This is a genomic window from Pseudomonas sp. FW305-3-2-15-C-LB1 (genome assembly GCF_058787615.1).
This window is the reverse complement of record NZ_JBYSZX010000011.1, coordinates 132,744-159,397: the sequence shown is the minus strand read 5'-3', so window position 1 is coordinate 159,397 and position 26,654 is coordinate 132,744. Positions and strand designations below refer to the sequence as shown.

The window sequence follows — 26,654 nt, the reverse complement described above, 5'->3', positions numbered from 1 at the left end:
GGTGATCCTTTTATTGTTATAGGGTGAACGCCTGGCGGAAACGCTCCAGGGCCAGCTCGCTGTCGCCGCTGGCCCAGCCTTCCAGGCCGACCACCCCGCTGTAGCCTATGGCGTGCAAGGCTTTGGCAATGGCCGGGTAGTGGATTTCACCGGTGCCAGGCTCCTTGCGACCTGGTACATCGGCCACTTGGATTTCACCGATGGCGCTGCCGGCGCGCTGGATCAGTTCGATCAAATTTCCTTCGCCGATCTGCGCGTGGTACAGGTCCAGATTCATCTTCAGGTACGGGCTGCCCACGGCCTCGATCAGCGCCAGGGTATCGTCGGCGCGGGCGAATGGCGTACCGGGGTGGTCGACTTCGGTGTTGAGGTTTTCCAGCAGGAACACACGGCCGGCGTCTTCCCCCAGGCGGGCGATTTTTTCCAGGGTCTTGCAGGCGCTCAGCCACATGCGCCCGGTGGCCAGGCTCACCGGTTGAACGGGCAGGCCGCCTTCACCCAGGCCGGTGCCGTGCAGGTTGAGTCTGGGGCAATTCAGGTGTGCGGCTACCCCTAAGGATTCGCGGGCGCTGTCGAGTAACTGGCGGATGCCATCGGAGTCGGTGAGGGTGCCGCTGATGTAGCCGGTCATGGAGGTGAAATCGGCGCCGGTGGCGGCCAGGGCGGTGATGTCCTTGTCTGTCCAGTTCCAGATTTCGGCGCTGAACCCCAGTGCGTGAATGCGCTTTACACGCTCGACAAACGGCAGGTCGAGAAACACCATCTCGGCGCTGACCGCCAGCTTGAACGGGCTCATACCGCCACCGCCTTGCCGGTTTCGAACGACTCGATGCACGCACGGGCAATCGCCAGGGCCGCGCGCGCATCCTCGCCGCTGGCCATCGGCTTGGCACCGCTGCGCAGGCAGTCGACAAAGTGGTTGAGCTCGGCAATGTAGGCGTCGCGCAACAGGTCGGTGTCCAGGCGCTGGGTGTCGGCCTGGATGCCCTGGGCCAGGTAGCGCACCAGGTCGCTGTCGTTGAGACTGCCCATGCTCAGCATACCGGCGCTGCCGAACACTTCGCCGCGCACATCGTAGCCGTACACGGCCTGGAAGTTGGCTTCGGCGGTGGCGATGGCGCCGTTGTCGAAGCGGATCGCGACCACGGCGGTGTCGAGGAAGCCTTTGCTTTTGAATTGCGGAGCGATCAGTGCGTCGGCCATCACATACACCTGCTCGGCCTCGGCACCGGGGTTGAGGTAGCGCAGGGTGTCGAAGTCGTGGATCAGGGTTTCGAGGAAGATTACCCATTGCGGCGAGTTGGCCGGGTTGTTCAGCGCCGGGTCGCGGGTCAGCGAGCGCAGCAACTGCGGCGTGCCGATGCGGCCGGCGGCGACGTCGAGGTGCGCGGTGCGAAAGCTCTTGGCGAAACGCCGGTTGAAGCCCACCTGCAACGGCACCCGCGCATCGGCGGCAGCGGCGATGGCGCGGTCGGCCTCATCGAGGGTGATGGCCATGGGTTTTTCGCAGAAGATGCCCTTGCCGGCGCGGGCGGCGCTGATCACCAGCTCGGCATGGCTGCGGGCCGGGGCGGCGATGATCACGCCGTCGATAGCCGGGTCGTCGAGCAGCTGCTGAGGGTCGGTGTAGACCTTGCTCACCCCCAGTTCGGCGGCGAGGCGGGCGGCCTGGCCTGGCGTCGGGTCGGCAATCGCTGCCAGGCTGGCACCGGGGATGTGCCGTGCGGCGGTCAGGCCGTGGAAGCTGCCCATACGACCGGCACCGATCAAACCCAGGCGGATGTTTTGTGTACTCATGCAATGACCCCTTGTTGTTATTGGCCTCAGGACAGTCCTGATGGGCAAGGGGGTGGGAGCAAGGCGTGTGCCAGTTTTTAACCTATTGATTAATAAGGGTTAATTAATATCTACAAACAATAAGTGTTCATTCTGATGACATGCCTATACTGACATGTCAAAAATATGAACATGGATATCACCCAATGAGCATGGCCTTCAGTGTGCAAGACCTCGACTACCTGACGACCCTGGGGCCTGCGGCGCTGAATGACGGCCCGGTGGCCGCGCTGGAGCAGGCCTGGCGCGATTGCCTGGCCGGCCAGGTCGACCGGCCGGCGTCCGTGCGCCAAGTGATCTGGGATTCGTGGCGGCGCAGCGTCGAGGCGGGCATCGATCCAGCCGACAACGCGTACCGCTTTGTCGCAGCCGACACGCTGACCGCCACCCTGACCACCCACCGCGTGCTGATCGCCGCTGCCGCGCAAGTCATGCACGGCTTGCTGGCCTACAACCCGCGCGGCCATATCAACCTCACCGATGCCGATGGCGCCACCCTGTATTTCTGTGGCCTGGACATCACTCCGGTCGGCAGCCGCCTGCTGGAGTCGGTGCAAGGCACCAACTGCACCGGCCTGGCCCTGGCCGAAGACCGCCTGGTGTACGTGCTGGCCGAGGAAAACTTCGGCATCGGCCTGCGCCAGCGCCGCATGCACTGCGCCGCCGCGCCGATCAGGAATGCCCAGGGCCACACTGTGGCGATGCTGACCCTCACCGCCGAGCCTGGCTGGTTTCACTTCCATACCCTCGGTACGGTGCAGGCGGCCGCCGAGGCGGTGTCGCGGCAGATGGCGTTGCAGGTGTTGCTGGAGGAGCAGCAAGCGGTGCTCGAAGTCCTCAACGAAGGCCTGGTGGTACTGGACGAGCGCGGCTGCATCAAGGCGCTCAACCGTTATGCCCGGCAGTTGTTCGGCGTAGGGCTGGAGCTGATCGGGCGGCCGTTCCAGCAACTGGGCCGTAGCGAGTTGAGCGACGTCCTTGGCGAGCCCGTGCGCGACCTCGATTGCACCTTCCACTTGGCTGACCGGGGCCAACTCGCCTGCCTGGTGTCGGTGTGCCCGATGGAGCAGGGCGGGGTGATCGTGTCGCTGCGTGAAAACCGCCGCATCCGCGAAATCACCCGGCGCCTGATCGGCACCCAGGCCAGCTACACATTTGAAACCATCCAGGGCAGCTCCCGAGCCATCCAGGACGCCGTGCACCTGGGGCGTATCGCCAGTCGCAGCGACTCCACCACGCTGATCCTCGGCGAAAGTGGCACCGGCAAAGAGCTGTTCGCCCAGGCCATCCACAACGGCAGCGACCGCCACAAAGGCCCCTTCGTGGCGGTCAACTGCGGGGCGATCCCCCGTGACCTGGTGCAAAGCGAACTGTTCGGCCATGTCGAGGGCGCGTTCACCGGCGCCACCCGTGGCGGTTCGGCGGGCAAGTTCGAACTGGCGGATGGCGGCACCATCTTTCTGGATGAGATCGGCGACATGTCCTTCGATGCCCAGGTCAGCCTGTTGCGGGTGTTGCAGGAGGGTGAAATCACCCGGGTGGGCGCGAAGAACTCGCGACAAGTGGACGTGCGCATCATTGCCGCCACCCACCGCAACCTCAGCCAGGCCGTGGCGCAAGGCGCGTTTCGCGAAGACCTCTACTACCGCCTCAACGTCCTGAACCTCACCGTGCCGCCCCTGCGCATGCGCCGCGAAGACATTCCGCTGCTGGCGCGGCACTTCCTGGCCCGCTGTGCACGCTCGTTGCGCAAGTCGGTGCAGGGCTTTTCGCCGGAGGCGATGGCATTGCTGTCGGCCTATGGCTGGCCGGGCAATGTGCGGGAGTTGGAAAACAGTATTGAGCGGGCGACCAACCTGGCGATGGGCGAGCTGATTCAGCCTGCCGATCTGCCGATGGAAACCAGGCAGCACACCCCGCTGCGCGCCTATGAGCCGCAACCCGCCCAGGACCTGAGCAGCCACGAAATGCACGCCATCGTCGCCGCACTCCAGAACACCGGCGGCAACATCCGCCTGGCAGCCCGGCAACTGAACGTGTCGCGGGGCGGGCTGTACAACAAAATGAGCCGGTTCGGGCTGAGTGCCAGCGATTTTCGCCGCGGATAAGGCCTAAGGTTTCAACTGCTTCCAATCAATGGCAAAGCGCGCCAGGTACTTTCGCAGGCGGTCAGCATCATTGGGTTGCGCCTTGGCCTGGCGCGAAACCCCGAACAGTCGTCGGCCGGCGTCGGAAAGGCTGTCGGATTGCAGGCACACGTCGATCACCGCCTTGAGTTGCAGCTGGTCGAACAGGTCCAGATCAGGCGGCAGCAGTGCATGGGTTTCGGTCAGCCCCCAGGCGCAGCGCAGGCGCTGGATCTCCTCTCCGGCCAGGACTTCATCAATACGCCCGCTGTCGGCCAGGGTGGCCATGCGCGTGATGGAGGCTGATAGCTCGCGAAAATTACCTGGCCACGCCGCTTCGCTGGAGCAGGCGAACGCCAGGTAGTGGCGGCGCGCTTCCAGGTTGAAACGCACGCGGCGGCCTTGCTCGCGGGCATGGCGCTCCAGTTCGAAGTCGATATTGGGCTCGATATCTTCGCGCCTTCCCGCCAGGCCTGGCAGGTCAAAGGTCCACAGGTTGATGCGCGCATACAGGTCTTCGCGAAACAGCCCTTCAGCCACGCGCCCGCGCAGGTCGCGGTGGGTGCCGGCGATGATCAGAAAGTCGCTGGCCACCTCACGGTCGGCGCCCATGGGATAGAAGCGTTTTTCTTCGATAGCCTTGAGTAGCATCGCCTGCTCATCCAGGCCCAGCTCGCCGATTTCATCTAGGAACAACATGCCGCCGTGCGCTGCGCGCAGCAGGCCGTCGCGGGAGTTCTGCGCGCCGGTGAAGGCGCCCTTGGTATGTCCGAACAGTGCCGACATCGCGCTATCGCCGCGCAGGGTGGCGCAGTTGACTTCCACGAAGCGGCCCTGGACCTGGTGGCGGCTGCGCTTGAGTTCGTAAATACGCCGGGCGAGAAAGGATTTGCCTGCGCCAGTGGGGCCGATCAGCAGCATGGGCGCGGTGGAGCGCACGGCCACGCGCTCGATCTGTTCGATGGAAGCATTGAACGCACTGCTGCGCGTGGCGATCCCGGACTTGAGGAAGTCTAGGCCTTCCAGGCGTTGGTGGGCGAAGCGCGAGGCGATGCGGTCGTAGCGCGACAGGTCGAGATCGATCAGGGTGTGGGTACCGGTGGCGGGAGCGGTGTCGTCCCGGCGGCGACTGGGGGCTGTCTGGATCAGGCGCGCCGGCAGGTTGCGTGCCTCGGTGAGCAGGAACCAGCAAATCTGTGCCACGTGGGTACCGGTGGTGATGTGGACCAGGTAGTCCTCGTGGTCGGTGTCGAAGGTGTAGGCGGCGGTAAAATCGTGCAGCGCGCCGTAGACCTCTTCGAAATCCCAGGGGTTGTGCAGTGGCATGGGGTGCAGGCGCACCTCGGTATCCGGCGAGATCTGCTGGATGTCGGCACGTACCCGCTCGGCGAGGCTGACGTCACGGGCGTCGACATCGTGGATCAGCTCCAGGCGATCGACCTGCAAGTTTTCCTGCTGGCACAGGCTGACGCTGGGGCGCCAGTGATTCCAGCGGTTGGCGCCCTTGCCGACGCGATCCAGCTTGGATCCGATAAATCCGATGGCGACCGTGCGCTTGTGTTTCATGACTAGACCAAAAGATAAATAACGATATGGAAGGATATGAATTTGGCTGCGGAGTTGTCATCGTTTTTCAAAAGTGAAAGCTGCAGTTATTTAAATTATATATATAAAACAATTGCTTATAAATTATTTTAGAGTTGGGAAAAAACGTGGCACGCCCGCTGCAGTCCCTCAGCCAACGCCGCAGTGTCGGCCTGCACATTAAAGAATCGAGATCATGCAAGAGACCACCTACCAACTGCTGGAAGTCGCCAACGGCAAGCCGATCAAACTCTGGACCCAGGGTGTGCCTGTGGAGCCTGAAGCGCGCGCGCAACTGATGAACACCGCCCAGATGCCGTTCATTTTCAAGCACCTCGCGGTGATGCCCGATGTGCACCTGGGCAAGGGCTCGACCATCGGTAGCGTGATCCCCACCGTGGGCGCGATCATCCCGGCGGCGGTGGGCGTGGACATCGGCTGCGGCATGATCGCTGCGCGTACCACGTTGATGGCCGGCGACTTGCCCGACAACCTCCACGGCCTGCGTTGCGCCATCGAGGCCGCAGTGCCGCATGGTCGGACCCATAGCCGTAAAGGTCGCGACAAAGGTGCGTGGGAAAATGTACCGACCCAGGCCGATCAGGTGTGGTCGGCGCTGCACCCGCGCTTCAAGGCGATCACCGACAAGTACCCGCAACTGGAGCGCAGCAACAACCGCCACCACTTGGGCACCCTGGGCACCGGTAACCATTTCGTCGAGGTGTGCCTGGATGAAGCCAACCGTGTGTGGTTCATGTTGCACAGCGGCTCCCGTGGAGTGGGTAACGCCATCGGCAACTTGTTTATCCAACTGGCCCAGGCGGATATGCGTCAACACCTGGCCAACTTGCCGGACCGCGATCTGGCGTACTTCGAAGAGGGCAGCCAGCACTTCGATGACTACGTGGAAGCCGTAGGCTGGGCCCAGGATTTTGCCCGGCAGAACCGTGAGTTGATGATGCGTGCGGTGGTCCAGTCCACGCGCCAGGTGATCAGCAAACCGTTTGAAGTGGCGCTGGAGGCCGTGAACTGTCATCACAACTACGTGCAGAAAGAGCGGCACTTCGGCGAAGAAATCCTGGTCACGCGCAAAGGTGCGGTGTCGGCGAAGAAAGGTGAACTGGGGATTATCCCGGGCTCCATGGGCGCCAAAAGCTTCATTGTGCGTGGGCTGGGTAACGAAGAGTCGTTCTGCTCCTGCAGCCACGGCGCCGGGCGCACCATGAGTCGCACCAAGGCGAAGAACACCTTCACCGTGGCCGACCAGATCCGCGCCACCGCCCATGTCGAGTGCCGCAAGGATGCCGATGTGATCGACGAAATTCCGATGGCCTACAAGGACATCGACCAGGTTATGCACGCTCAGCGCGAGCTGGTGGAAGTGCTGCACACCTTGCGCCAGGTAGTGTGCGTCAAAGGCTGAGAGGGGAAGCAAGATGCAAAAGGATGAACGCCACCCATTGAGCGACGCCATGCGCGCGCGGGTGCTACAGGAGCTTGACCGCATAGAGCGCGAACGCAATGTCACGGTGTTGTATGCCTGTGAGTCCGGCAGCCGGGCCTGGGGGTTTGCGTCCACCGACAGCGACTATGACGTGCGCTTTGTCTACGTGGAAAAACCCGACTGGTTCATGCAGGTAGATGCGCCGCGCGATGTGATCGAGCGTCCGTTGGATGACGAATTGGATGTCAGTGGCTGGGAGTTGCGCAAGACCCTGGGCCTGCTGCGCAAATCCAATCCCACGTTGCTGGAATGGTTGGACTCGCCGCTGGTGTATCGCCAGCACGTCGAGGCCACACAACCGTTGCGCGCCTTGGCAGAGACGTTCTACAGCCCGTCGGCGGCGCGCAGTCATTATCTGTCAATGGCCAAGAAAAACTTCCGTGGTTACCTGCAAGGCGACACGGTGCGGTTCAAGAAGTACTTCTACGTGCTGCGGCCATTACTCGCGGTGCGTTGGATCGACCTCGGGCTGGGCCGGCCGCCGATGACGTTCGCCGATTTGTTGAGCACCGTGGATGACGCGCAACTGCTCGATGAAGTGGCAACCCTGCTGGCGTTGAAACGCAATGCCGGGGAAGCGGCCTACGGGCCTCGGCGTCCGGCGCTGCACGCGTACATACAAGCTGAATTAGAACGCAGCGTGCCTGGATTGCCACGAACTCATGCGGATTCACAACAACTGGACCAGTACCTGCGGGACACGGTCAAACGCTTTGCTTAAGGATGACGATGAAACAGGACGTGATTGAACTCGACGGCGCCATCGGCGGTGGCCAGGTACTGCGCAGTGGCCTGAGCTTGTCGATGGTGACCGGACTGACCCTGCGGATTAAAAATATTCGCGCCAAGCGCAGCCGGCCAGGGTTGATGCGTCAACACCTGACCGCTGTGCTGGCGGCGGCGCGAGTCTGTGGGGCCCAGGTACACGGTGCGCAATTGGGCTCGCAATCCCTGGTGTTCGAGCCGGGGCCGATTCAAGGCGGCGAATACCGCTTCAGCATCGGCACCGCCGGCAGTTGCACCCTGGTGTTGCAGACCCTGTTGCCGGCCTTGCTGCGCGCGCCCACGGCCAGTCGCGTGACGATCTGCGGCGGCACCCACAATCCGCTGGCGCCGCCGGTGGACTTTTTGCAGCGGGCCTGGCTTCCGCTGTTACGGCGCATGGGCGCGGTTATCGAATTGAGCTTGAACCGGTATGGGTTTGTGCCTGCCGGTGGTGGTGAGTTGGAGGCGTTTATTCAGCCGGCGCAACTGGCACCGTTGCAGTTGATGCAGCGCGGAAAACTGCTCGAAGCCCGGGCGATAACGCTTAACGCCGGGTTGCCTGCGCAGGTCAGCGAACGCGAGTTCAAGCGCGTGCGCCAGCGCTTGTCGTTCGATGACTCCCAGTTGTGCCCGATTGAGATCGACCCGGAACGAGGTCCGGGCAACATGCTGATGTTGGAGTATGTCCATGAGCACGTCACCGAAGTGTTCAGCGCTTTTGGCCAGGTCAACGTGCGCGCCGAGACGGTGGCTGACCAGGCGATCGAGCAGGTCATGGAATGGAAGGGCACCGACACGGCTGTGGGCGAACATCTGGCCGATCAATTGTTGTTGCCGATGGCATTGGCCGGCGGTGGTCGTTTCACCACACCGCATATGAGCGACCATCTGCACAGCAACATGCAGGTGATCCAACACTTCCTGCCCGTGCTGATTGAGAGTCACGTGCGGGAGGAGGGCGGTTTGATCATCCAGTGCCGTGCCCGCTAGAGGTTCTCCGACGTCACAATCTGCGGCGGTATATACACCCGCTGCCGCACCGGATCGAACCCTTCTGCAGTCTGCAACTCCACCATCAACTGCACCAACGCCGTCGCCGTCTGCCCCGGCTGCGAGTCCATCACCACATCGATCAAACCCTGGCGCAGCGCCTGGCGCGACAGCTCGGTGGACTCCTGCAGGATGCAGCACAACGCCGGCCGCCTGGGCAACTGCGCCAGGGCGCTGATGATGCCGTCGCCACCGCCACCCACCACGCATAGACCGCGCAGATCGCTGTGGCGGCTGATCAGGTCGAGGGTGGCTTCTTCGGTAATGTCGCAGTTGTCGAGGTTGATCAACGGCTCCAGCGGCTTGAGCCCCGGCGCGTGCTCGGCCAGGTAGCTGTGCAGGCCTTCGACCCGTGCCTGGTGGCCGAGGAAACGATGGCCGCCGAGCAGGATGCCCACGCTGCCTTTGCGCGCGCCGCAGGTGCGGGCGAGCAGCCAGCCCATGGTGCGGCCGACCACATGATTGTCCTGGCCTACGTAGGGTTCCTCCGCCTGTTCGTGGATATCCGAGAGCAGGGCGACCACGGGCACGCCGGCTGCGCGGATTTGCGCCAGGCAGGCGTTGATCGACGGATGGGCAAAGCTGACCACCGCCAGGCCATCGCACTGCACGGCCAACTGTTCGATCTGCGCGACGATGGCGTTGGGCGAGCGGTCCACGATGTACTCGAACTGGCACGTCAGGTTGGCGTTGGCATGCTGCTCCGCGGCGGTGCTGACGGCCTGCGCCAGGCTGGCATAGAACGCCTGGGCGGTGGCCAGCAACAGGATGCCGAAGCGATAGGTCGGCCGACGCTCGCGAATGCGCTGGCCGATCAGCCGCGCCGCAAAATACCCCACGGCTTCGGCCGCCTGGAATACCTGCTCGGCAGTCTCGGGATTGACCGGTGCCCGCGCATTCAATACGCGGTCGACCGTGGCCACACTCAGCCCGGCATGGGCGGCCACGCTGGCGATGGTTGGGCGTTTGTTGTTGTTCATGACTAGCCCCTTGTGCGTCTTGATAGAAAACTATCAAGCCCCGCTGGGCCTGGATGATAGCTTGATAGGGAATGGATTCAAGGCCTTGAGGGTGAATAACCCGTTCTCTAAGGTGGGTTTCACACAGCACCAGAAACCACCCGCTTGTGGAGAACAATAACAATGCCTGAACACACCGCTCCTATCGGCCGCCGCGACTACAGCCTAACCGGCCCCGAAGCCGCCCGCGCCGCTGAAAAAGGCCTGGTCTCGGCCAGTTGGTACCAATCGCCGATCTCGCGTAAACGCATGAAAGAACTGATGCAACGCCGTGACGGCCCGGCACTGCTCGACACCGCGATCTGGGTGATCGCACTGTTTGCCAGCGGTTTTGGCGGCTACTGGTTCTGGGGCACCTGGGCCTGCGTGCCGTTCTTCCTGGTCTATGGCGTGCTGTATGGCACTGCTTCCAACCCGCGCTGGCACGAAACCGGCCACGGCACCGCCTTCAAGACCCGCTGGATGAACGATGTGCTGTATCAGGTCGCCAGCTTCATGTGCATCTTCGAACCCCACGTGTGGCGCTGGAGCCATGCCCGGCACCATACCGACACCATCGTGGTCGGCCGTGACCCGGAGATCGTCGAACCGCGTCCGCCGAGCTTCTGGATGATGTGCCTGAGCCTGTTCAACCTGCCCCTGGCCTGGAAAACCTTCAGCGGCGTGGCGCGCCATGCCATGGGCAAGATGAGTGCCCAGGAAGCGGACTTCATCCCCGAATCCGAATGGCCCAAGGTGTTCCGTGCCGCGCGTATCTGGGTCGGCATTTATGCCGTGGTGATCGGCACCGCGTTGTACCTGCATAGCTGGTTGCCGCTGATGCTGGTGGGCCTGCCGAGTATTTATGGCGCGTGGCTCGGCTATCTGTTTGGCCTCACGCAGCATGTCGGCCTGGCCGAAGATGTACTCGACCACCGCAGCAACTGCCGCACCATTTACATGAACCGCGTGCTGCGCTTTATTTACATGGACATGAACTACCACCTCGAACACCACATGTACCCGATGGTGCCGTACCACGCCCTCGCGCAACTGCACGACGAAATCCGCAGCGACTGCCCGCCGCCGTACGCCAACCTGTTCGAGGCATTCAAGGAGATTCTGCCGACCATCTGGAAGCAGCGCAGCGATCCCACCTATTTCGTCCAGCGCCCGATTCACCCGAATACGCCTCCGGCTGCCCATGCGCCGGTGCATGCAGAAACCGCTGCCGGTTGAACCCCCCCCCCAAGAACAAGAGAAAAACGCCATGAACGATCAATGGATCGACGTCTGCGCCGTGGGCGAAATAGACGAAGAAGACGTGCTGCGCTTCGACCATGGGCCGCACACCTATGCGGTGTATCGCTCGGCCGAGAATGAATTCTTCGCCACCGCCGGGCTGTGCACCCACGAGAAAATCCACCTGGCCGATGGCCTGGTGATGGACCACGTGATCGAGTGCCCCAAGCACAATGGGCGCTTCGATTACCGCACCGGCAAGGCCCTCGGCGCGCCGGTGTGCGTCAACCTCAAGACCTACCCGGTGCGGGTCGAAGCGGGGCGGGTGTTGCTCGCTGTCACGGCCTGATCATGCACGATCCCTTGATCATCGTCGGCGCCGGTCATGCCGGCGGCCGTGCGGCGCTGACCTTGCGTGAAGAAGGCTACACCGGGCGGCTGATCCTGATTGGCGATGAGCCGCACTTGCCCTACGAGCGGCCGCCGCTGTCCAAAGGCGTGTTGCAGGGCACGGCGGACCTGGCCGGCTGCAGCCTGTGCGACAGCGCGCGACTGGCCGAGCTGGGTATCGAGCACATCGCCGCTAACCCGGTGACGCAGTTGCAGCCGCAACAGCATCGCCTGCAACTGGCCGATGGCCAATGGCTGCGGTACGCCGGCCTGCTGCTGGCCATCGGTGGGCGGGCGCGCCGGTTGCCTCAGGAGCAGGCCAACGTGCTCTACCTGCGTACCCACGATGAAGCGCTGGCCCTGCGCGATGCGCTGAAGCCCGGCACGCGGTTGGTGGTGGTCGGTGGCGGCTTTATTGGCCTGGAAGTGGCGGCCACGGCACGTGGCCTTGGCTGTGAGGTCATCCTGCTCGAAGCCGGGCCGCGATTGGCGGGCCGGGTGTTGCCGGCCGTTATCTCTGAGGCGCTGCTGGCCCTGCATCGCCAGCACGGGGTCGATGTTCGCCTGAATGTGGCCTTGGAATCGATCCACGCCGACGCCGTGCTGCTGGTGGACGGGCAACGCTTGCCCTGCGACCTGGTGGTGGTCGGCATCGGCATGCAACCCAATATCGAATTGGCCGCCGCAGCGGGGTTGGACGTGGGCCAGGGCATACGCGTGGATACGCACCTGCGTACCAGTGCGCCGGATATTTTTGCCGCCGGTGACGTGTGTGAGTTTCGCCTGGATGGCCTCTATCAGCGCCAGGAAACCTGGCGCAACGCCGAGGTCCAGGGCCGGCATGCGGCATTGAACCTGCTGGGCCGCGATGTGCCGTTCGAGGCGCTCCCCGGGTTCTGGTCCGACCAGTACGACTGGGGCTTGCAGACCGTCGGCGTGCTCACGCCCTCGACGGTCAGCCGCCCATTGCCGGGCGGCGGCATGTTGCTGTTCCATCTCGATGCCGATCACCAGTTGCAAGGCGCGTGCGGATGGGCGCCAGGCAACAGCGTGGCCAAGGACATCAAGCTCTGCGAACGCCTGATCAGCGCGCGACGCTCACTCGATCCCGCCAGCCTGGCCAACCCCGAGCTGTCCCTCAAACACCTGCTGCGAGGCTGATATGCGCCAATTCCTGGTGTTCCAATCCCTGTGGGCCATGCAGACCGAACCCGGCCCACTCGAGGCTCAACTCGAGCGCATCAAGGCCGCCGGGTTCGACGGCATTACCGATCATTACTTCAAGCCCGCCGATGTCGCCCGCCTGCACGCCGCCGCCACGGCGCAGGGCTTGCAGATCGAAGGCCAGTTGTTCCCGCAGTCGGTGGATGACCTGGCCGCCGCGCTGGAGGTGATCAGTGGCTATGGCTGCCACCACCTCACCCTGCAAGCCGACGTGCGCCCACGCACGCAAAGCGAAGCGGCGCGATTGGTCGAAGGCTGGCAGCGCTTGGCCGAACAGGTGGAGTTTCCGGTGCTGCTGGAAACCCACCGTTATCGCCTCACCAATGATCTGCTGTTCACCCTTGACCTGCTGGCACAGATGCCCGACTTGAAGCTGCTGGCCGACCTGTCCCACTACGTGGTCGGGCGCGAACTGCCGGAGCCGGGCGCCGCCGAGGACGATGCGCAGATACGCAGCATCCTGCGCCACAGCTGGGGTTTCCACGGTCGGGTAGCCAGCAGCGAGCAGGTGCAAGTCTCGTTGGCGTTTCCCCAGCACCAAGCCTGGGTCCGGCGCTTTACCGAGTGGTGGCGCTACGGGATCGAAGACTGGCTGGCGCGCCCGCAGACGCCGCAGAGCCTGTCCTTTACCTGCGAACTCGGCCCGCCGCCTTATGCGATCACCGGCGCGGACGGGTGCGAAATCAGCGATCGCTGGTCCGAAGCGCTGAAGATGCAGGCGCTGATTCGTGAGGTGTGGCGCAGTTGTCAGAAATGATCTGCTAATCTGCGCGGGTTCAATCTCGCCCTTTAGCCTGGACTTTCACCATGACCCCATCCTCCGTTCAGCCGCCCCTGGAACCCCAGTCCGTGTGCCACCCGATCACCAGCAGCGCGATTTTCATGGTCGCCACCGTCGCCCCCGGCAGCGAGGACACGGTACGCGCCTGGTGCGCCGATATCGCCGGGCTGGTGCGCTCGGTGGGCAAGCGCGTGCCGGCCGGCAACCTGACCTGCGTCTGCGGGTTTGGCTCGGACGCCTGGGACCGCCTGTTCGGCGCGCCACGCCCGGCGGCGCTGCACCCGTTCCGCGAGTTCGGCGTGGAGGGGCGCATGGCAGTGTCGACACCGGGGGATATCCTGCTGCATATCCGCGCCGAACAGATGGACCTGTGCTTCGAACTGGCCACCCATCTCATGGCGGCCCTGGGCGACAGCGTGAAGGTGGTGGATGAGGTCCAGGGTTTCCGCTATTTCGACATGCGCAGCATCATCGGCTTTGTCGACGGTACCGAGAACCCGGTAGGGCGCAAGGCCGAGGGCTTCACCATCGTCGGCGACGAAGACAGCGAATTCCGTGGCGGCAGCTACGTGCTGGTGCAGAAGTACCTGCACAACATGACGGCGTGGAATGGCTTGACGGTGGAGGCCCAGGAGAAAGTGATCGGGCGCACCAAGTTGTCGGATATCGAGTTGGACGAAGAAGCCAAGCCGAGCAACTCCCACAGCGCCTTGACCGTCATCACCGACGAGCACGGTGAAGAAGTGAAGATCCTGCGCGATAACATGCCCTTTGGCCGGCCAGGTGCCGGGGAGTTCGGCACCTACTTCATCGGCTATGCCCGCTCGCCGCAGCCCCTGGAATTGATGCTGGAAAACATGTTCGTCGGCCGTCCGGTGGGCAATTATGACCGCCTGCTGGATTTCAGCACGGCAGTCACCGGCGGCCTGTTTTTCGTGCCGTCGGCCGACCTGCTGGAAGAACTGGCCGACCGAACCGACAGTCTGTAAGGCAACACGGTACAAAGGTGGGAGAGGGCTTGCCCCCTCCCACATTGGATTAATGCTGGTTTGAGATTAATGTCAGATCAGCTCAGCCACCCAGTGCTGACCGCCACAATCAGGAACACCCCCAACAGCGCGCGGTAGATCACGAACGGCCAGGTGGAGAACCGCTCCAGGAACTTCATCAGGCCCCAGATCGCAAAGAACGCCGAGACGCTCGCCACCACCAGACCGAACAGCAGATGCGGCCAGGCATGGGCCGGCATGTCGGCGTGCAGCAACACCCACAACTCCTTCAGCCCGGCGAGGGCGATGGCCGGCAGGCCCAGCAGGAAGGAGAAGCGTGCAGCTTCCTCACGCTTGAAATTGAGAAACAACGCAGCGGTCAGCGTAGAGCCGGAGCGCGATACCCCCGGAATCAACGCGCCAATTTGCGCGATCCCGACGATCAACGCATCGCGCAGGCGCATTTCGCTCACCTCACGGGTGTGGCGTGCGCGTACTTCCGCCACAGCCAGCAGCACTGCCATCACCACGCAGGAAATACCGATCACCATCAGCCCACGCAGCGGCGAGTTGCAGGCATTCAAGGTCGACGACAACGCCAGGCCGGCAATCCCGATGGGAAGGGTCGCCAGCACAATCGCCACCGCCAACTTGAACCAACGGTCGTTGTAGTCACCCCGACGCACCGCGCCGATGCTGCCGGTGGTGACCTGGCGCACATCGCGCCAGAAGTAACTGACCACCGCTGCCAGCGCCGCCAGTTGCATGGCCGCAGAAAACGCCGAGCCGGGGTCTTGCCAGCCGAGCAGGGCGGGCACCACGCGCATGTGGGCGGTGGACGACACCGGCAGCAGTTCGGTAATGCCCTGGATCACGCCAAGGATGAAGATCTGTAGGTAATCGAGGGAGGCAAAACCCACATCCAGGCCGGCGGTACACATGTTGGTCAAAATAGGTGTCCTTGAAGAGCAGGGGCAAATTTCACGAAGTTTATTCGAAATGTTTCAAGGTTTTGGGCGAGGCAACACCTATTTGCAATCGGTTCAGCAAGTAGAAAGGTTGGCCTCTCCTCGCGTTTTGTGAACAATGGCGCCCTGCGTTTTTTCACCGAGAGCCCCATGCCCGAAGTCACCGTCGAATTGATCCAGACCGGCCCCGAAGCCGCCGAGCTGATCCGTAATCTCTACCAGTACTACGCCTATGAGTCGTCCGACTGGGAACAGGAAGATGTGGAGGCGGACGGCCGTTTCTACATCCATGACGAACACCTGGCCCGCTACTGGCAAGACCCGCAATGGAGCGCCAACCTGCTGCTGGTGGATGGCTACATTGCCGGCTTCCTGCTGATCGAAGGCAGCGAATTGCCAGGCATCGATGCCCTGGAGCTGGCCGATCTGTTCATCCTCAAGCGCTACCGCCGCAAAGGCATCGGCCGTGCCATCGCCAGCCAGGTGCTGTGCAGCGGCCAGGCCAATTGGCTGGTGCGGTTCTATGACCAGGACGAAGTGTCCCAGGCGTTCTGGCGCACGGTGCTGGATAACCTGCCGCGCCCGGTACAGACGATAGAGCTGGAGGATGACCCGCAGTTGGTCAGTTACCTGGTTACGCGGGCGGCCCTGCATTAAAGGCCTGTTGCATCACCGCCGGCGGCTGCCCGAACGCCCTCAGGAACGCCTGGCGCATGCGCTCGCGATCGCCAAAGCCGGTTTCGCGGGCCACCACCTCCACCGGGTGACGGCTGGTTTCCATCAGTGCCCGGGCGGCTTCCACGCGCAGGGCTTCGATGGCTTTGGCCGGTGTCTGCCCGGTTTCCTCACGGAACACCCGGCTGAACTGGCGCGGGCTCAGCCGGGCGACATCGGCCAAGGTCTCCACCGTGAGGTCGTGGGTCAGGTTCTCACGGGCGTAGGCCATGGCCAGTTGCACGCGGTCTGACTTGGGGTCCAGCTCCAACAGCGCCGACAGCTGCGATTGTTCACTGCCGCGACGCTGGGCAATCACCAGTTTGCGCGCAATGCGCCGGGCGAGGTCGCTGCCCAGGTCGTTCTCCACCATGGCCAATGCCAGGTCCACCCCGGCGCTCATGCCGGCACCGGTCCACACTTGGCCGTCCACCACGAACAACTTGTCTTCTTCCAGCTGGATGTGCGGGTAGCGCTTGCGAAAGGCCGGCGCGTGAATCCAGTGGGTGGTGGTGCGCTTGCCTTCCAGCAGGCCGGCTTCGGCCAGCACGAAGATGCCCATGCACAATGAGGCGACGCGCCGCGACTGGGCAGAGGCGGCCTTGACCTGTTCCAGCAGGTTGGCTTCCGGCAGGCGAAACTCCATGTAGCCGCCGACGATCAAGGTGTCATAGCCCTCGGCCCGAATGGGCGTGGTGTTCACCGAAAAGCCCTGGGATGTCATCACCGCGCCGCCGGTCTCCGAGACCAGGTGAAACGCATAGGCCGGCTCGCCGCGCAACAGGTTCGCGCACTCGAACACCGAGCCCACGCTGAGGCTCAGGCATTCGAAATTCGGGTAGACCAGCAGCGCAACGCTGTGCATCGTGTTTCTCCAGGGGGTAGGGGAGACGCGATTGTCGGTGGCTGGGCGAGAAACGGCAACTGCCGTCGAGCGATGTCCGAAAACCTTGCGGATATGACGTTGTGAGACGACGCCCGGGCTCCTAAGCTTCAACCCACAGTCATCCCGAGGCACTCGACAATGAAAGTATTGATGGTATTGACCTCTCACGATCAGTTGGGCAACACCGGCCGCAAGACCGGCTTCTGGCTCGAAGAATTTGCCGCACCTTATTACGCGTTCAAGGACGCCGGCGCCGAGGTGGTGCTGGCATCCCCGGCCGGCGGCCAGCCGCCGTTGGATCCGGTGAGCGATCAGCCGGACTTCCAGACCGAACAGACCCGCCGCTTCGCCGCCGACCCGGCCGCGCAACAGGCCCTGGCGACCACGCTGAAGCTGGATTCGGTCAACGCCGATGCCTTCGACACCGTGTTCTACCCAGGCGGCCACGGCCCGCTGTGGGACCTGGCGGAATCGCCGGTTTCCATCGCGTTGATCGAGTCCTTCGAGCGTGCCGGCAAGCCGATCGGCTTTGTCTGCCATGCACCGGGTGCCTTGCGTCATGTCAAGGCGGTCAACGGCGAGCCGTTGGTCAAGGGCCGGCGTGTCACCGGTTTCTCCAACTCGGAAGAAGCCGCCGTTGAATTGACCGATGTAGTGCCGTTCCTGGTGGAAGACGAGTTCAAGAAGCTGGGTGGCCTGTATGAGAAAGGCGCTGACTGGCAGTCCTTTGTCATTACCGATGGCTTGCTCGTCACCGGGCAAAATCCCGGCAGTTCCAGCGATGTCGCCAAGGCCCTGCTGAAACTCACCGCCTGACTCAATAAACCGCTTGATGCATTGGCGACTTGAATAAGTCGCCAATGCTTTCGCGCGCTCGTAATCTGGAAGAATGAGATGACCGTTTTAAGTACCCCGGTGAAACTGGGTCACCACACACTGAACAACCGTATTGTGCTGCCACCGTTGACGCGCCAGCGCAGCGCCCAGCCGGGCGATATCGCCACTGACTTGATGGCCGAGTATTACCGCCAGCGCGCCAGTGCCGGCTTCATGGTCAGTGAGGGCACGCAGATTGAACCGCGTGGCCAGGGTTACGCGTGGACGCCGGGCATTTATACGCCGGCGCAGATCGACGGCTGGCGCAAGGTCACCGAGGCGGTGCATGCCGAAGGCGGGGTGATCTTCGCCCAGTTGTGGCATGTCGGTCGGGTGTCCCACAGCGCGTTGCAGCCTGAGGGTGCCGCACCGGTCGCACCTTCTGCTATCCAGGCAATTCAGGCCAAGGCCTTTATCGAAACGGCGCCGGGCGAGGGGCAATTGATGCAACCGCCTGTACCGCGTGCGTTGACCACGCAGGAGGTCAAGGACCTGGTCGGGCACTACGCCCAGGCAGCGCGCAATGCACTGGATGCGGGGTTTGATGGGGTGGAAATCCATTCAGCCAATGGCTACCTGGTCAACCAGTTCATCTCGGCCCACGCCAACCAGCGTGACGACGAGTACGGTGGCTCGCTGCACAACCGCCTGCGCTTCCTGCGCGAGATCGTCGAAGCAGTGATCGCCGTGGTCGGGCCCGAGCGCCTGGGCGTGCGCTTCTCACCATTGTTCAGCGGCACCGACCAGGACCGGGTGTACATCGGCCTGGTGGAAGACGACCCGCACCACACCTACATTGAAGCGATCAAGGTATTGGAAGCGTCGGGCATCGCCTATGTGTCCATTGCCGAAGCCGACTGGGATAACGCCCCGGTATTGCCCGAATCATTTCGCCGAGCGGTACGCGACACCTTCAGCGGGCGGATCATCTATGCCGGTCGCTACACCGCTGAACGCGGTGCAGCACTGGTTGAAGCGGGGCTGGCGGATCTGATCGCATTCGGGCGGCCGTTTATCGCCAATCCGGACTTGCCGCAGCGGATTTTCAACGACTGGCCGTTGAACCCGCTGCGGGCGGAAGGGATGTATGGGGGAGGCGAAGCGGGTTATGTCGACTACCCGGTGTTCGCCGGGTAATCAAACCACCCGCAACACAATCTTGCCAATGTGATCGCCACCTTCCATCCGCGCATGCGCCTGATCGGCCTGGGTGTAATCGAACACCTGGTCGATCATCGGCAGGCAGCGCCCGGCTGCCAGCACCGGCCATACGTGCTCGCGCAGTTGGTCGGCGATGGCGGCTTTCTCGTCCTTGGTACGGGCGCGCAGCAAGGAGCCGGTGACGACGGCGCGTTTGCCGAGGATGGTCAGCAGGTCCACGTCATTGGCCTTGGCGCCGCCGAGGAAGCCCAGCATCACCAGGCGCCCGTCCATGGCCAGGGCCTTGAGGTTGTTGTTGAGGTAGGAGCCGCCCATGATGTCGAGGATCACATCGACACCTTGAGCCCCGATCACCTCGGCAAAATCCTGCTCGCGATAATTGATGGCTTCAGCGCCCAAGGCACGGATGGCCGCACATTTCTCTTCGCTGCCAGCGGTGGCGAACGCCTGGATACCGAATTCGCGGCACAGCATCAGGGCGGTGGTGCCGATCCCGCTGGTACCGCCGTGGATCAGCACGCGCTGGCCCTTGTGCGCGCCGCCGATGCCGAACAGGTTGGCCCACACGGTGAAAAAGGTTTCCGGGATGGCGGCGGCTTGAATCCACTCCATGCCTTCGGGAACCGGCAACGCCTGGCTGGCGGGCACCGTGCAGTATTGGGCGTAGCCGCCGCCATTGGTCAGGGCACAGACCCTGTCGCCAATCGCGTATTCGCTGACCCCTTCGCCCAGCGCGACCACTTCGCCGGCCACTTCCAGGCCGGGGATCGGGCTGAAGCCGGGTTTCATCGGGTACTTGCCGGCACGTTGCAAGGCGTCGGGGCGGTTGACCCCGGCGGCGTGCACGCGGATCAGGATTTCGCCGGAGGCCGGGGAGGGCACCGGTTCCTGGCGCGGCTTGAGCACCTCGGGGCCGCCGGGCGTGGTGATTTCAATCAGGGTCATGTCGGTAGGCAGGGTCATTTGGCAAATCCTGTAAGGGGGAGCGTATGGGTTGGGACCGTGTCGAGCGGTCGACGGTTCAGCACAATCATGCCCAGTTCCAGGGCCAGGGCGACCACGATGGCGCCAGCGGCAATCACGAACAACAGCGCATGCTGGCCACCGCTGCTGTTGAACAGTGCCGAGTAGGCAAACCCGGACAGTGCCTGGAAGGTAGCAAAGGAGACGGTGGCGCGGCTCCACGCTACCTGCTGCTGATGATGGTTGGGCAGCAATTCATGCACCCGCGCCAAGGCCAATGGCACGATGCCTGGCGGGAACGAACCGAGGATCACCGCCAGTACGGCAAGGGCAGTGAACGAACTGGCCAGCGGCAACAGGCCGACGGCAACCGCCTGCACCACCAGCACCACACGGATACTCAGGCGTGCACCGAGTTTATCGGCGAGGAACCCGTAGCTTACCGGCCCCACAATCGCGCCCAGGCCGTACGTCACCCAGACCATCGCGCCGATGTGCGCACCATCACCCAGGCCACGGGCCACGTAATCCACCAGGAACACCATCGCCGGCACCAGGCCTGCGGCCATGAAGGCGTACTGGGCGAACAGCAGGTACACGCCGGACGGCATCCGCGCTGAAGTGGCCATTGGTGCTGCTGCTTCATGCAGCGTAACGCCGGGCCAGGCGAACCAGCTGGCCGCCGTCAACAGCAACGCCAGCAGGCCCAGGCCCAGCCACGTCTGCTGCAAGCCCAGGCTCAACAGCGGCGGCACCAGTGTGCCGGAGCCGGCAATGCCCAGGCCGATGCCGAGGAAGATCGCGCCACTGGCCAGGCCCCGGCGTGCGGCCGGTACGTGGGGCAATACGGTCGCGGCCACCAGCACCATGATTGCGCCGCCGGCAATCCCCGAGAGCAGGCGCCAGGCGAAGAACCACACCACCGACAACGGGAAGGCACAGGCGAAGAAGGCCAGGGTCACCGCTACCATCATGATGCGCAGGGCGGTCGTATTGGAGGTGCGCTGGGCGATGGGCCGGCCGATCAGCGCACCGATCAGGTAACCCACCAGGTTGGCGGCGCCGAGGTAGACCACGTCATTGGCGGAAAACCACTGGGCCTGGATCAGGCTGGGGATCAGCGGTGTGTAGGCAAAGCGTGCCAGGCCGATACTGACCAGGCTGGCACACAGGCCGGCAAAGATCGGCAGCCAGACCGCGCTGCGGGATGGTGCGTGGGAGTCGAGCATGATGGCTGTCCTGAAGTTTTTTCTGCGGCGGTCAGCATATCGGGCTTTTTAGATGCAATAATGCAGCGAATTAGCGTCATGATGATGCATATCTGCATCAATGGGAGGCCGCATGAATTGGGACGATGCACGGGTATTCCTGGCGGTGTGCCGCGAATCCACGTTGCGCGGCGCCGCACGGGTACTGGGCGTGGACCAGGCCACCGTAGGGCGCCGCGTCAACGCCTTGGAAAAGTCCTTGAACGCAACCTTGTTCCTGCGCACCTCCGAAGGCTACGCGCTCACGGCGGTCGGCGAAGCGGCGTTGCTTTCGGTGGAGAAAATGGAGCGCTCGGCCCTCGACCTGGAGCGCCAGATCCAGGGCCTGGATGACCGCCTGACCGGCACTGTGCGGGTCAGTACCACCGACTCCCTGGCCATCGACTTCCTGATCCCGGCCATCGCCTGCCTGCACGACAAACACCCCGACGTGCGCGTGCAACTGGACGCCTCCACGCAGATCCTCAGCCTGGCCAAGCGCGAAGCCGATATCGCCGTGCGCAACCAGCGCCCGGATAACCCCGACCTGATCGCCCGGCGTATTGCGCGCTGGCCGCTGGGGTTGTTTGCGTCCCAGGGTTACCTCGAGCGTCACGGCGTACCTGAGCCGGGCAGCCTGTTCGAAGGCCATGACCTGGTGGTCTACCAACCTCACCTGCAAAGCCAGAAGGACATGACCCTGGTCTCCGAGCCCCTCGGTCGCGGGCGCATCGTTGCTGCCTTGAGTTCCAGCCTGCTGGTGCGCCGCTCCATCGCTGCCGGCATCGGCATCGGCGAAATCCCGGTGTGCACCGGTGAGCGCGACGGGCTGGTGCGCCTGTGGCCGGAGCGCACCCGACCCCTGCCATATGACGTGTGGCTGGTGACCCACGCCGATCTGCGCCACACCGCACGGGTGCGGGCGGTGATCGATGAGATCGTGGCGGCGTTTGCCGGCACCGGGGAGTGAGGTCAGCACAGGCTTGCAAGCGCGGCGGTGGCTCGGTCGACACAATCGTTGTTTGTGGCAATCAACCGAGAGCACGTATGAACGAATCGACGCGTCAGGACCTGGGACTATTGTTTCTGCGGATCAGCGGGGCGCTGTTCCTGCTGTGGGTGCATGGCTTGCCCAAGTTGCTCAACTACAGCGAGCAATTGCAACTGATCGAAGACCCGTTTCACCTGGGGGCGAACATCACGTTGTTGCTGGCGATTTTCGCTGAAGTGCTGTGCCCGCTGCTGATCATTGCCGGGGTGCTGGTGCGCCTGGCGTGCCTGCCGATCCTGGCGGTGCTGTTGATCGCTTTGTTGGTGGTGCACCCGGAGTGGACGTTGTTCGAAGGGCAGTTCGGCTGGCTGCTGTTGATCATCTTCACCACCTTGCTGATCAGCGGGCCCGGTCGCCTGGTCCTGGGCCAGCGTTTCTCCTGAGCAAAAAAAGGCCGGGCAAGCCCGGCCAAAATAAGGAGAGGGTGGTGCAGGTGTTTCAGCGTTGCAGGAACGCCAGCAGGTCTTCGTTCAACTGCTGCGCGTGGGTCACGGCGAAGCCGTGTGGCGCGTCCTTGTAGACTTTCAGTTCGGCGCCCTTGATCGAGGCGGCCGCCACTTTGCCGGTGGTTTCGAACGGTACGATCTGGTCGCCATCGCCGTGGATCACCAGGGTCGGCACGTCGATTTTGGTCATGTCCGGGCGGAAGTCGGTTTCGGAGAACGCGGTCACGCAATCCACCGTCGACTTGAGGGATGCCAGCATCGCCACCTGCAGGGTCTGGGTCAGCACGCCTTCAGAGACCTTCTGGCCCTGGTTGATGCCGAAGAACGGCGTGTTGAAGTCGCTGATAAATTGCGCACGGTCTTTCAACAGGCCGGCCTTGATGCCATCGAACACTTCAGTCGGCACGCCCTGCGGGTAGTCCGCTTTCTGGCCGAACAGTGGTGTGACCGCGCCCAGCAGTACCAGGCCGGCCACGCGTGCGCTGCCGTGGCGTGCGATGTAGCGGGCGACGTCGCCACCGCCCATGGAGAAGCCCACCAGGGTCACGTCCTTGAGGTCCAGGTGTTCGATCAACTGGGCGATATCGTCGGCGAAGGTGTTGTAGTCGTTGCCGGTCCAGGGCTGATCCGAGCGGCCGAACCCACGGCGGTCAAACGCGATGGTGCGAAAGCCGCGGCTGCTCAGGTATTCCATCTGGTATTCCCACATGTCGGCGTCCAGCGGCCAGCCGTGGCTGAACAGCACGGGTTTACCGCTGCCCCAGTCTTTGAAATAGATCTGGGTACCGTCTTTGGCGACGAATGTGCTCATGAACATCTCCTTATCGAGGGGGGATAAAACGCAGGATCACTATTGCCGTTAACCGGCTCGAGGGCTTGTACGGGTGTGCTTGCTTGGGGTTACCAGCTGAACTTGAGCTCGACCCCCAGGTAATTGCTGTCGTCACCGCCAGCATCGCGCAGGGTCTGGCCCACGTCGTAGTGCACGGCCTCGACGGCGCCGGTGAGGTTGGGGCTGAACACATAATCGGTGCGCACTTGCGCATAGGCGCCAGTCCAGCGATCGCCCTGGCCTGCGGTGCCGGCCACCGGCAGGTTGGGCTGGGTGTAGACCGCGTCGCTGGTGGTTTGGCGCCACAGCAGGCCGATGGCGGTTTGCACGCTGAGCCTGTCGATCGGCTTGACCGTGATCGACGGCTTGACGTGAATCAGGTTGCTGTAGCCGGTGTAGCCCGCCAGGGAAAAATAGTAGCCGTTGGGGAACAGCGGGTTGAAGGTGCCGACGGTGCCATCCCCGGTTTTGCGGTCGCCCGAGGCGATGTCCAGTTGCAGGCCGATGCGCGGTTTCCAGGCCAGGCTGTCGAAGGTGTAGCCGGTACGGCTGCCACCGGCCCAGGCGCGAATGTCCTTGTTGCCGACCGAGCCGCTTTGCAGCATCGCTTCGATGTCCCAGTCAAAGCCCATGGCCGCGCCGCCCAGGCGTGCGTCGAACAGGTGGCGGGTCTCGTCGCCGTCGGCGTCCAGGTAGTGGGCGCCGGTGCGCTCATACACGCCGTAGTAGGCGGACAACTCGTTCTTGCCGCCCACCAGTCGCTCCACACGCACCATGTGGAAGCGCGCATCGCTGTTGGATTTGTCGTCGAAGTGACGCCCGTCCTGATACTGCACCGGCTGGCTGGCGATCCCGATAAAACGCCAGTTGGAGGTCTCCCAGTCGGCCCACAGCGCATCGAAGGACTGCCGCACATTCGGGCCGTCCCGCGATGAGATGAAGCGTTGCAGGTCGAAGGCGAAATCCTGGCGCCCGACACGGGCCTTGAGAGTCCCACTGCTGAAGGTATTCACGTACTCGGCGAAGGCCAGGCGCAGATCGACGCGATTCTGGTCGGCGCCGCCGATCGTGGTCTTGTCGTACGCCCGCACATCTTCCAATTGGGTGAACACCCGCCAGTGCTCGTTCAGATGCAGGTCGGCGTGGACCTGGAAGCGTTGGATCAGGTAGCGATCACGCTTCACATCCCGCACGCCGAAGCCACTGGCATCGTTCATCTCGAAACGCTCGCGCAACGTCGCGCCCAGGGACAGGTAGGTGTAGGGGTTCGCGCTGGACAGCGGGATGTACTTCAAGCTGTCCAGCGGCTGCGTGCGCAGCGCCGGGTCCTGCAAAACCGACCAGTCTTCCTGCCAGCGGTTGGCCTTGATGGCCGGGCGTGTCGCTTGCTCGTCCGCGTGGACGCTGCCGACGAGCACCGGCCACAGCACGGCCAGGCCCCAGCCTGTGCGGCGCATCATTTTGCGGCGTTGAGTTGATGGATCTCCGCGACGTAGCCGCCCGGAAATTCCACCAACGCACTGCGACGGCCTCTGCTGTCGAACGCAGGCACTAACACTTTCGCGCCGGAGCCGGTGGCCTTGCCCAGGGTGGCCGTCAGGTCAGCCACTTGATACCCGGTGGTCTCGTGGCCGAACGGGTAGGGCAGTTGGCCGTTGGTGACCAGTACCGCCATGCGCCCGAATGGCGATTCGATGTCGACGCGACGGTAGTTGCCGTTGGCTTGGCCGATATCCACGCCAGGGGCATGTTTGTCATCGGCCAGGACTTTGCCGTGGGAGAAGCCGATAAACGATTTGATAAAGGTGTCGGCACGCTCGGCACTGAGGTACACGCGGTTTTCCGGCACGGTCTGGAACGCGGCGTAATCCGGGGTCTTGGTGTGCCAGTAAAGCTGCATGTTCACACCGCCCGGCCACTGCACCACCGCGTCACGCCCGATCGGGTCGGGAAAGTCGCTGACGATCACCGCCGCGCCGTTCTCCCGGGCGGCCTTGAGGGCGACGTCCATGTCCTTGACCAGGTAACCGTTGCGCTCCTGGCCGAACGGGTGCGGGATCGGCGTGGTGAAACCGAACAGCGACACTGTGCCTGCCGGGGTCTGCAGCAGTTGCGACGTGGTGCTGCTGGGCACCGGCAACACGTTCACCACCACTTGGGGCGTGCTTGTGCCGCCGAATGTGGCCAGGAAGCTCTGGGTAAAACGCTCCACATCGGCCGGTGCCACATAGACGTGGCTGGTGTCGTATTGCGGGGCCACGGCGACCGCCGGTGTAGCGGCGAAGGCGCTGTTCATCATGGCCCCGGCCAGCAAGGTGACTGCCAGCGATACCGTCCTGACTTTTCTACACATACCCACTCTCCCGCGTTTTGAGAAAGTCTCGATCTTAGGGACGGGGCCGACCGGCGGATTGTACGGACGTGCTCGGTTGAACGATTCAGCGTCCATGCTGGTCATGGTTGAACGGTGGCATCCAGCAGCCCCAGGACATGCTCGACTTCTGCGCCAGGCACGGGATTGTCTCGGACATCGAGATGATCGATATCCAGGGTATCAACGAGGCGTATGAGCGGATGCTCAAGGGCGATGTGAAGTATCGGTTCGTGATCGATATGGACAGCTTGAAAAAGGAAAGCCAAGCGGCGTGAAACGCATTCCCTGAACCGCTGTAGAACCCTTGTGGGAGGGGGCTTACACCCCGATAGCAGTCGGCCAGTCACCGCATAATTGACTGACCCGCCGTTATCGGGGCAAGCCCCCTCCCACATTATTTTGTGGTGTGCCTGGACCGAGAGGTGCTCGTACAGAATCGTCGCCCCTACCAACATCAACACCACACCACCGACCATCTGCGCACACTTGCCCACCAGATCATGTGCAGCCCCAGCCCGACCAGCAGGGTAAACGCGATCCAGTGCTCCCAGTCTCTGGCTGAAACCCTCCCGTTAAGAGCGAACACTGCAACTGTGGCGAGCGGGCTTGCCCCGCGTTGGGTTGCGAAGCGACCCTGGAAGGAGGAA

Annotated in this window: 25 protein-coding genes and 2 pseudogenes; 15 read left to right on the top strand and 12 right to left on the bottom strand. The window is 63.2% G+C overall.

Annotation, left to right across the window (positions count from 1 at the left end; all coding sequences use genetic code 11):
* Positions 1-16: 16 nt before the first annotated feature.
* Both AC3WP7_RS21035 and AC3WP7_RS21030 read right to left on the bottom strand, forming a co-directional pair.
* A complete protein-coding gene (locus AC3WP7_RS21035) occupies positions 17-796 on the bottom strand; it encodes a TIM barrel protein (protein ID WP_093128033.1) in 780 nt (259 codons plus the stop codon).
* Complete coding sequence (locus AC3WP7_RS21030) at positions 793-1,797, bottom strand: Gfo/Idh/MocA family oxidoreductase (protein ID WP_071489129.1); 1,005 nt, start codon at positions 1,795-1,797, stop codon at positions 793-795. Before AC3WP7_RS21030 ends, AC3WP7_RS21035 begins: the two co-directional genes overlap by 4 nt.
* A gap of 185 nt (positions 1,798-1,982) precedes the next feature.
* Here AC3WP7_RS21030 and AC3WP7_RS21025 point away from each other — a divergent pair, with 185 nt between their 5' ends.
* Positions 1,983-3,944, top strand: coding sequence for a sigma-54 interaction domain-containing protein (locus tag AC3WP7_RS21025; protein WP_093128036.1), 1,962 nt, complete (start codon positions 1,983-1,985; stop codon positions 3,942-3,944).
* A 3-nt stretch (positions 3,945-3,947) separates the two neighbouring features.
* Here AC3WP7_RS21025 and rtcR read toward each other — a convergent pair whose 3' ends face one another.
* Positions 3,948-5,528 (bottom strand): RNA repair transcriptional activator RtcR, encoded by a 1,581-nt coding sequence (gene rtcR / locus AC3WP7_RS21020; RefSeq protein ID WP_102592649.1) that lies wholly within the window; start codon positions 5,526-5,528, stop codon positions 3,948-3,950.
* 214 nt (positions 5,529-5,742) lie between these two features.
* Here rtcR and AC3WP7_RS21015 point away from each other — a divergent pair, with 214 nt between their 5' ends.
* From AC3WP7_RS21015 to rtcA, 3 genes are read left to right on the top strand one after another with little or no spacing between them, the layout of a single operon-like run.
* A complete protein-coding gene (locus AC3WP7_RS21015; protein WP_093528846.1) occupies positions 5,743-6,969 on the top strand; it encodes an RtcB family protein in 1,227 nt (408 codons plus the stop codon).
* A gap of 13 nt (positions 6,970-6,982) precedes the next feature.
* Positions 6,983-7,771 (top strand): nucleotidyltransferase domain-containing protein, encoded by a 789-nt coding sequence (locus AC3WP7_RS21010; protein ID WP_093128042.1) that lies wholly within the window; start codon positions 6,983-6,985, stop codon positions 7,769-7,771.
* An 8-nt stretch (positions 7,772-7,779) separates the two neighbouring features.
* Entirely contained in the window at positions 7,780-8,805 is a 1,026-nt protein-coding gene (rtcA, locus tag AC3WP7_RS21005; protein WP_093128045.1) for an RNA 3'-terminal phosphate cyclase, read from the top strand.
* Here the strand turns inward: rtcA and AC3WP7_RS21000 are convergent.
* On the bottom strand, positions 8,802-9,845 hold the full coding sequence (locus AC3WP7_RS21000; RefSeq protein ID WP_102592648.1) for a LacI family DNA-binding transcriptional regulator: 1,044 nt from the start codon (positions 9,843-9,845) through the stop codon (positions 8,802-8,804). The genes rtcA and AC3WP7_RS21000 overlap by 4 nt on opposite strands.
* Positions 9,846-10,007: 162 nt before the next feature.
* Here AC3WP7_RS21000 and AC3WP7_RS20995 point away from each other — a divergent pair, with 162 nt between their 5' ends.
* From AC3WP7_RS20995 to AC3WP7_RS20975, 5 genes are read left to right on the top strand one after another with little or no spacing between them, the layout of a single operon-like run.
* Positions 10,008-11,102: a fatty acid desaturase family protein gene (locus AC3WP7_RS20995; RefSeq protein ID WP_092245966.1), complete on the top strand. Its 1,095-nt coding sequence runs from the start codon at positions 10,008-10,010 to the stop codon at positions 11,100-11,102.
* 31 nt (positions 11,103-11,133) lie between these two features.
* Positions 11,134-11,454, top strand: a complete 321-nt coding sequence (locus tag AC3WP7_RS20990; RefSeq protein ID WP_058426960.1) for a MocE family 2Fe-2S type ferredoxin — start codon at positions 11,134-11,136, stop codon at positions 11,452-11,454.
* Between the two features lie 2 nt (positions 11,455-11,456).
* On the top strand, positions 11,457-12,656 hold the full coding sequence (locus tag AC3WP7_RS20985) for an NAD(P)/FAD-dependent oxidoreductase (protein WP_102592647.1): 1,200 nt from the start codon (positions 11,457-11,459) through the stop codon (positions 12,654-12,656).
* 1 nt (position 12,657) lies between these two features.
* Positions 12,658-13,476 carry a sugar phosphate isomerase/epimerase family protein gene (locus AC3WP7_RS20980; RefSeq protein WP_071489134.1) on the top strand — a complete coding sequence of 273 codons (819 nt, stop codon included), beginning with the start codon at positions 12,658-12,660 and terminating at the stop codon, positions 13,474-13,476.
* Between the two features lie 50 nt (positions 13,477-13,526).
* Positions 13,527-14,489 (top strand): Dyp-type peroxidase, encoded by a 963-nt coding sequence (locus tag AC3WP7_RS20975; protein ID WP_092245961.1) that lies wholly within the window; start codon positions 13,527-13,529, stop codon positions 14,487-14,489.
* Between the two features lie 77 nt (positions 14,490-14,566).
* On the opposite strand, the gene AC3WP7_RS20970 is transcribed toward AC3WP7_RS20975, so the two are convergent.
* On the bottom strand, positions 14,567-15,439 hold the full coding sequence (locus AC3WP7_RS20970) for an undecaprenyl-diphosphate phosphatase (RefSeq protein WP_092245958.1): 873 nt from the start codon (positions 15,437-15,439) through the stop codon (positions 14,567-14,569).
* A 168-nt stretch (positions 15,440-15,607) separates the two neighbouring features.
* On the opposite strand from AC3WP7_RS20970, the gene AC3WP7_RS20965 reads away from it, so the two are divergent.
* The gene (locus tag AC3WP7_RS20965; protein WP_092246184.1) at positions 15,608-16,114 is read left to right on the top strand and encodes a GNAT family N-acetyltransferase; all 507 of its coding nucleotides are present in this window, start codon (positions 15,608-15,610) and stop codon (positions 16,112-16,114) included.
* On the opposite strand, the gene AC3WP7_RS20960 is transcribed toward AC3WP7_RS20965, so the two are convergent.
* Positions 16,092-17,036, bottom strand: a complete 945-nt coding sequence (locus AC3WP7_RS20960; RefSeq protein WP_092245955.1) for a GlxA family transcriptional regulator — start codon at positions 17,034-17,036, stop codon at positions 16,092-16,094. The two genes, AC3WP7_RS20965 and AC3WP7_RS20960, sit on opposite strands and share 23 nt — an antisense overlap.
* Before the next feature lie 159 nt (positions 17,037-17,195).
* Here AC3WP7_RS20960 and AC3WP7_RS20955 point away from each other — a divergent pair, with 159 nt between their 5' ends.
* Positions 17,196-17,873: a type 1 glutamine amidotransferase domain-containing protein gene (locus AC3WP7_RS20955; RefSeq protein ID WP_092245952.1), complete on the top strand. Its 678-nt coding sequence runs from the start codon at positions 17,196-17,198 to the stop codon at positions 17,871-17,873.
* 78 nt (positions 17,874-17,951) lie between these two features.
* The gene (locus AC3WP7_RS20950; RefSeq protein WP_092245948.1) at positions 17,952-19,070 is read left to right on the top strand and encodes an alkene reductase; all 1,119 of its coding nucleotides are present in this window, start codon (positions 17,952-17,954) and stop codon (positions 19,068-19,070) included.
* Here the strand turns inward: AC3WP7_RS20950 and AC3WP7_RS20945 are convergent, their stop codons facing one another.
* Positions 19,071-20,057 (bottom strand): NAD(P)H-quinone oxidoreductase, encoded by a 987-nt coding sequence (locus AC3WP7_RS20945; RefSeq protein ID WP_092245945.1) that lies wholly within the window; start codon positions 20,055-20,057, stop codon positions 19,071-19,073.
* On the bottom strand, positions 20,054-21,286 hold the full coding sequence (locus tag AC3WP7_RS20940; protein WP_092245942.1) for a YbfB/YjiJ family MFS transporter: 1,233 nt from the start codon (positions 21,284-21,286) through the stop codon (positions 20,054-20,056). The genes AC3WP7_RS20945 and AC3WP7_RS20940 overlap by 4 nt, the downstream gene beginning before the upstream one ends.
* A 112-nt stretch (positions 21,287-21,398) precedes the next feature.
* On the opposite strand from AC3WP7_RS20940, the gene AC3WP7_RS20935 reads away from it, so the two are divergent.
* Together AC3WP7_RS20935 and AC3WP7_RS20930 are read left to right on the top strand one after the other, a co-directional pair.
* Complete coding sequence (locus tag AC3WP7_RS20935) at positions 21,399-22,274, top strand: LysR family transcriptional regulator (RefSeq protein WP_071488262.1); 876 nt, start codon at positions 21,399-21,401, stop codon at positions 22,272-22,274.
* Positions 22,275-22,351: 77 nt separating this feature from the next.
* Complete coding sequence (locus AC3WP7_RS20930; protein ID WP_071488263.1) at positions 22,352-22,738, top strand: DoxX family protein; 387 nt, start codon at positions 22,352-22,354, stop codon at positions 22,736-22,738.
* A 55-nt stretch (positions 22,739-22,793) separates the two neighbouring features.
* Here the strand turns inward: AC3WP7_RS20930 and AC3WP7_RS20925 are convergent, their stop codons facing one another.
* The 3 genes from AC3WP7_RS20925 to AC3WP7_RS20915 form a co-directional block, all read right to left on the bottom strand.
* Positions 22,794-23,612 carry an alpha/beta fold hydrolase gene (locus tag AC3WP7_RS20925; protein ID WP_092245939.1) on the bottom strand — a complete coding sequence of 273 codons (819 nt, stop codon included), beginning with the start codon at positions 23,610-23,612 and terminating at the stop codon, positions 22,794-22,796.
* A gap of 89 nt (positions 23,613-23,701) precedes the next feature.
* On the bottom strand, positions 23,702-25,093 hold the full coding sequence (locus AC3WP7_RS20920) for an alginate export family protein (protein WP_093528831.1): 1,392 nt from the start codon (positions 25,091-25,093) through the stop codon (positions 23,702-23,704).
* The gene (locus AC3WP7_RS20915; RefSeq protein ID WP_092245935.1) at positions 25,090-25,986 is read right to left on the bottom strand and encodes a VOC family protein; all 897 of its coding nucleotides are present in this window, start codon (positions 25,984-25,986) and stop codon (positions 25,090-25,092) included. The genes AC3WP7_RS20920 and AC3WP7_RS20915 overlap by 4 nt, the downstream gene beginning before the upstream one ends.
* A 107-nt stretch (positions 25,987-26,093) precedes the next feature.
* Here AC3WP7_RS20915 and AC3WP7_RS20910 point away from each other — a divergent pair.
* Positions 26,094-26,282: pseudogene (locus AC3WP7_RS20910) on the top strand (NAD(P)-dependent alcohol dehydrogenase); the annotation flags it as partial.
* A 141-nt stretch (positions 26,283-26,423) separates the two neighbouring features.
* Here the strand turns inward: AC3WP7_RS20910 and AC3WP7_RS20905 are convergent.
* Positions 26,424-26,528, bottom strand: a pseudogene (locus AC3WP7_RS20905) (hypothetical protein); the annotation flags it as partial.
* Between the last annotated feature and the right edge of the window lie 126 nt (positions 26,529-26,654).

Bases quoted from the DNA above. Each gene is read 5' to 3' on its own strand.
- AC3WP7_RS20960 (WP_092245955.1), bottom strand. From the start codon at position 17,036: ATGCACAGCGTTGCGCTGCTGGTCTACCCGAATTTCGAATGCCTGAGC.
- AC3WP7_RS20990 (WP_058426960.1), top strand. From the start codon at position 11,134: ATGAACGATCAATGGATCGACGTCTGCGCCGTGGGCGAAATAGACGAA.
- AC3WP7_RS20945 (WP_092245945.1), bottom strand. From the start codon at position 20,057: ATGACCCTGCCTACCGACATGACCCTGATTGAAATCACCACGCCCGGC.
- AC3WP7_RS21000 (WP_102592648.1), bottom strand. From the start codon at position 9,845: ATGAACAACAACAAACGCCCAACCATCGCCAGCGTGGCCGCCCATGCC.
- AC3WP7_RS20980 (WP_071489134.1), top strand. From the start codon at position 12,658: ATGCGCCAATTCCTGGTGTTCCAATCCCTGTGGGCCATGCAGACCGAA.
- AC3WP7_RS21025 (WP_093128036.1), top strand. From the start codon at position 1,983: ATGAGCATGGCCTTCAGTGTGCAAGACCTCGACTACCTGACGACCCTG.
- AC3WP7_RS20950 (WP_092245948.1), top strand. From the start codon at position 17,952: ATGACCGTTTTAAGTACCCCGGTGAAACTGGGTCACCACACACTGAAC.
- AC3WP7_RS20985 (WP_102592647.1), top strand. From the start codon at position 11,457: ATGCACGATCCCTTGATCATCGTCGGCGCCGGTCATGCCGGCGGCCGT.
- AC3WP7_RS21015 (WP_093528846.1), top strand. From the start codon at position 5,743: ATGCAAGAGACCACCTACCAACTGCTGGAAGTCGCCAACGGCAAGCCG.
- AC3WP7_RS21010 (WP_093128042.1), top strand. From the start codon at position 6,983: ATGCAAAAGGATGAACGCCACCCATTGAGCGACGCCATGCGCGCGCGG.
- AC3WP7_RS20975 (WP_092245961.1), top strand. From the start codon at position 13,527: ATGACCCCATCCTCCGTTCAGCCGCCCCTGGAACCCCAGTCCGTGTGC.
- AC3WP7_RS20930 (WP_071488263.1), top strand. From the start codon at position 22,352: ATGAACGAATCGACGCGTCAGGACCTGGGACTATTGTTTCTGCGGATC.
- AC3WP7_RS20940 (WP_092245942.1), bottom strand. From the start codon at position 21,286: ATGCTCGACTCCCACGCACCATCCCGCAGCGCGGTCTGGCTGCCGATC.
- AC3WP7_RS21035 (WP_093128033.1), bottom strand. From the start codon at position 796: ATGAGCCCGTTCAAGCTGGCGGTCAGCGCCGAGATGGTGTTTCTCGAC.
- AC3WP7_RS20920 (WP_093528831.1), bottom strand. From the start codon at position 25,093: ATGATGCGCCGCACAGGCTGGGGCCTGGCCGTGCTGTGGCCGGTGCTC.
- AC3WP7_RS20955 (WP_092245952.1), top strand. From the start codon at position 17,196: ATGAAAGTATTGATGGTATTGACCTCTCACGATCAGTTGGGCAACACC.
- AC3WP7_RS20995 (WP_092245966.1), top strand. From the start codon at position 10,008: ATGCCTGAACACACCGCTCCTATCGGCCGCCGCGACTACAGCCTAACC.
- rtcA (WP_093128045.1), top strand. From the start codon at position 7,780: ATGAAACAGGACGTGATTGAACTCGACGGCGCCATCGGCGGTGGCCAG.
- rtcR (WP_102592649.1), bottom strand. From the start codon at position 5,528: ATGAAACACAAGCGCACGGTCGCCATCGGATTTATCGGATCCAAGCTG.
- AC3WP7_RS20925 (WP_092245939.1), bottom strand. From the start codon at position 23,612: ATGAGCACATTCGTCGCCAAAGACGGTACCCAGATCTATTTCAAAGAC.
- AC3WP7_RS21030 (WP_071489129.1), bottom strand. From the start codon at position 1,797: ATGAGTACACAAAACATCCGCCTGGGTTTGATCGGTGCCGGTCGTATG.
- AC3WP7_RS20935 (WP_071488262.1), top strand. From the start codon at position 21,399: ATGAATTGGGACGATGCACGGGTATTCCTGGCGGTGTGCCGCGAATCC.
- AC3WP7_RS20915 (WP_092245935.1), bottom strand. From the start codon at position 25,986: ATGTGTAGAAAAGTCAGGACGGTATCGCTGGCAGTCACCTTGCTGGCC.
- AC3WP7_RS20965 (WP_092246184.1), top strand. From the start codon at position 15,608: ATGCCCGAAGTCACCGTCGAATTGATCCAGACCGGCCCCGAAGCCGCC.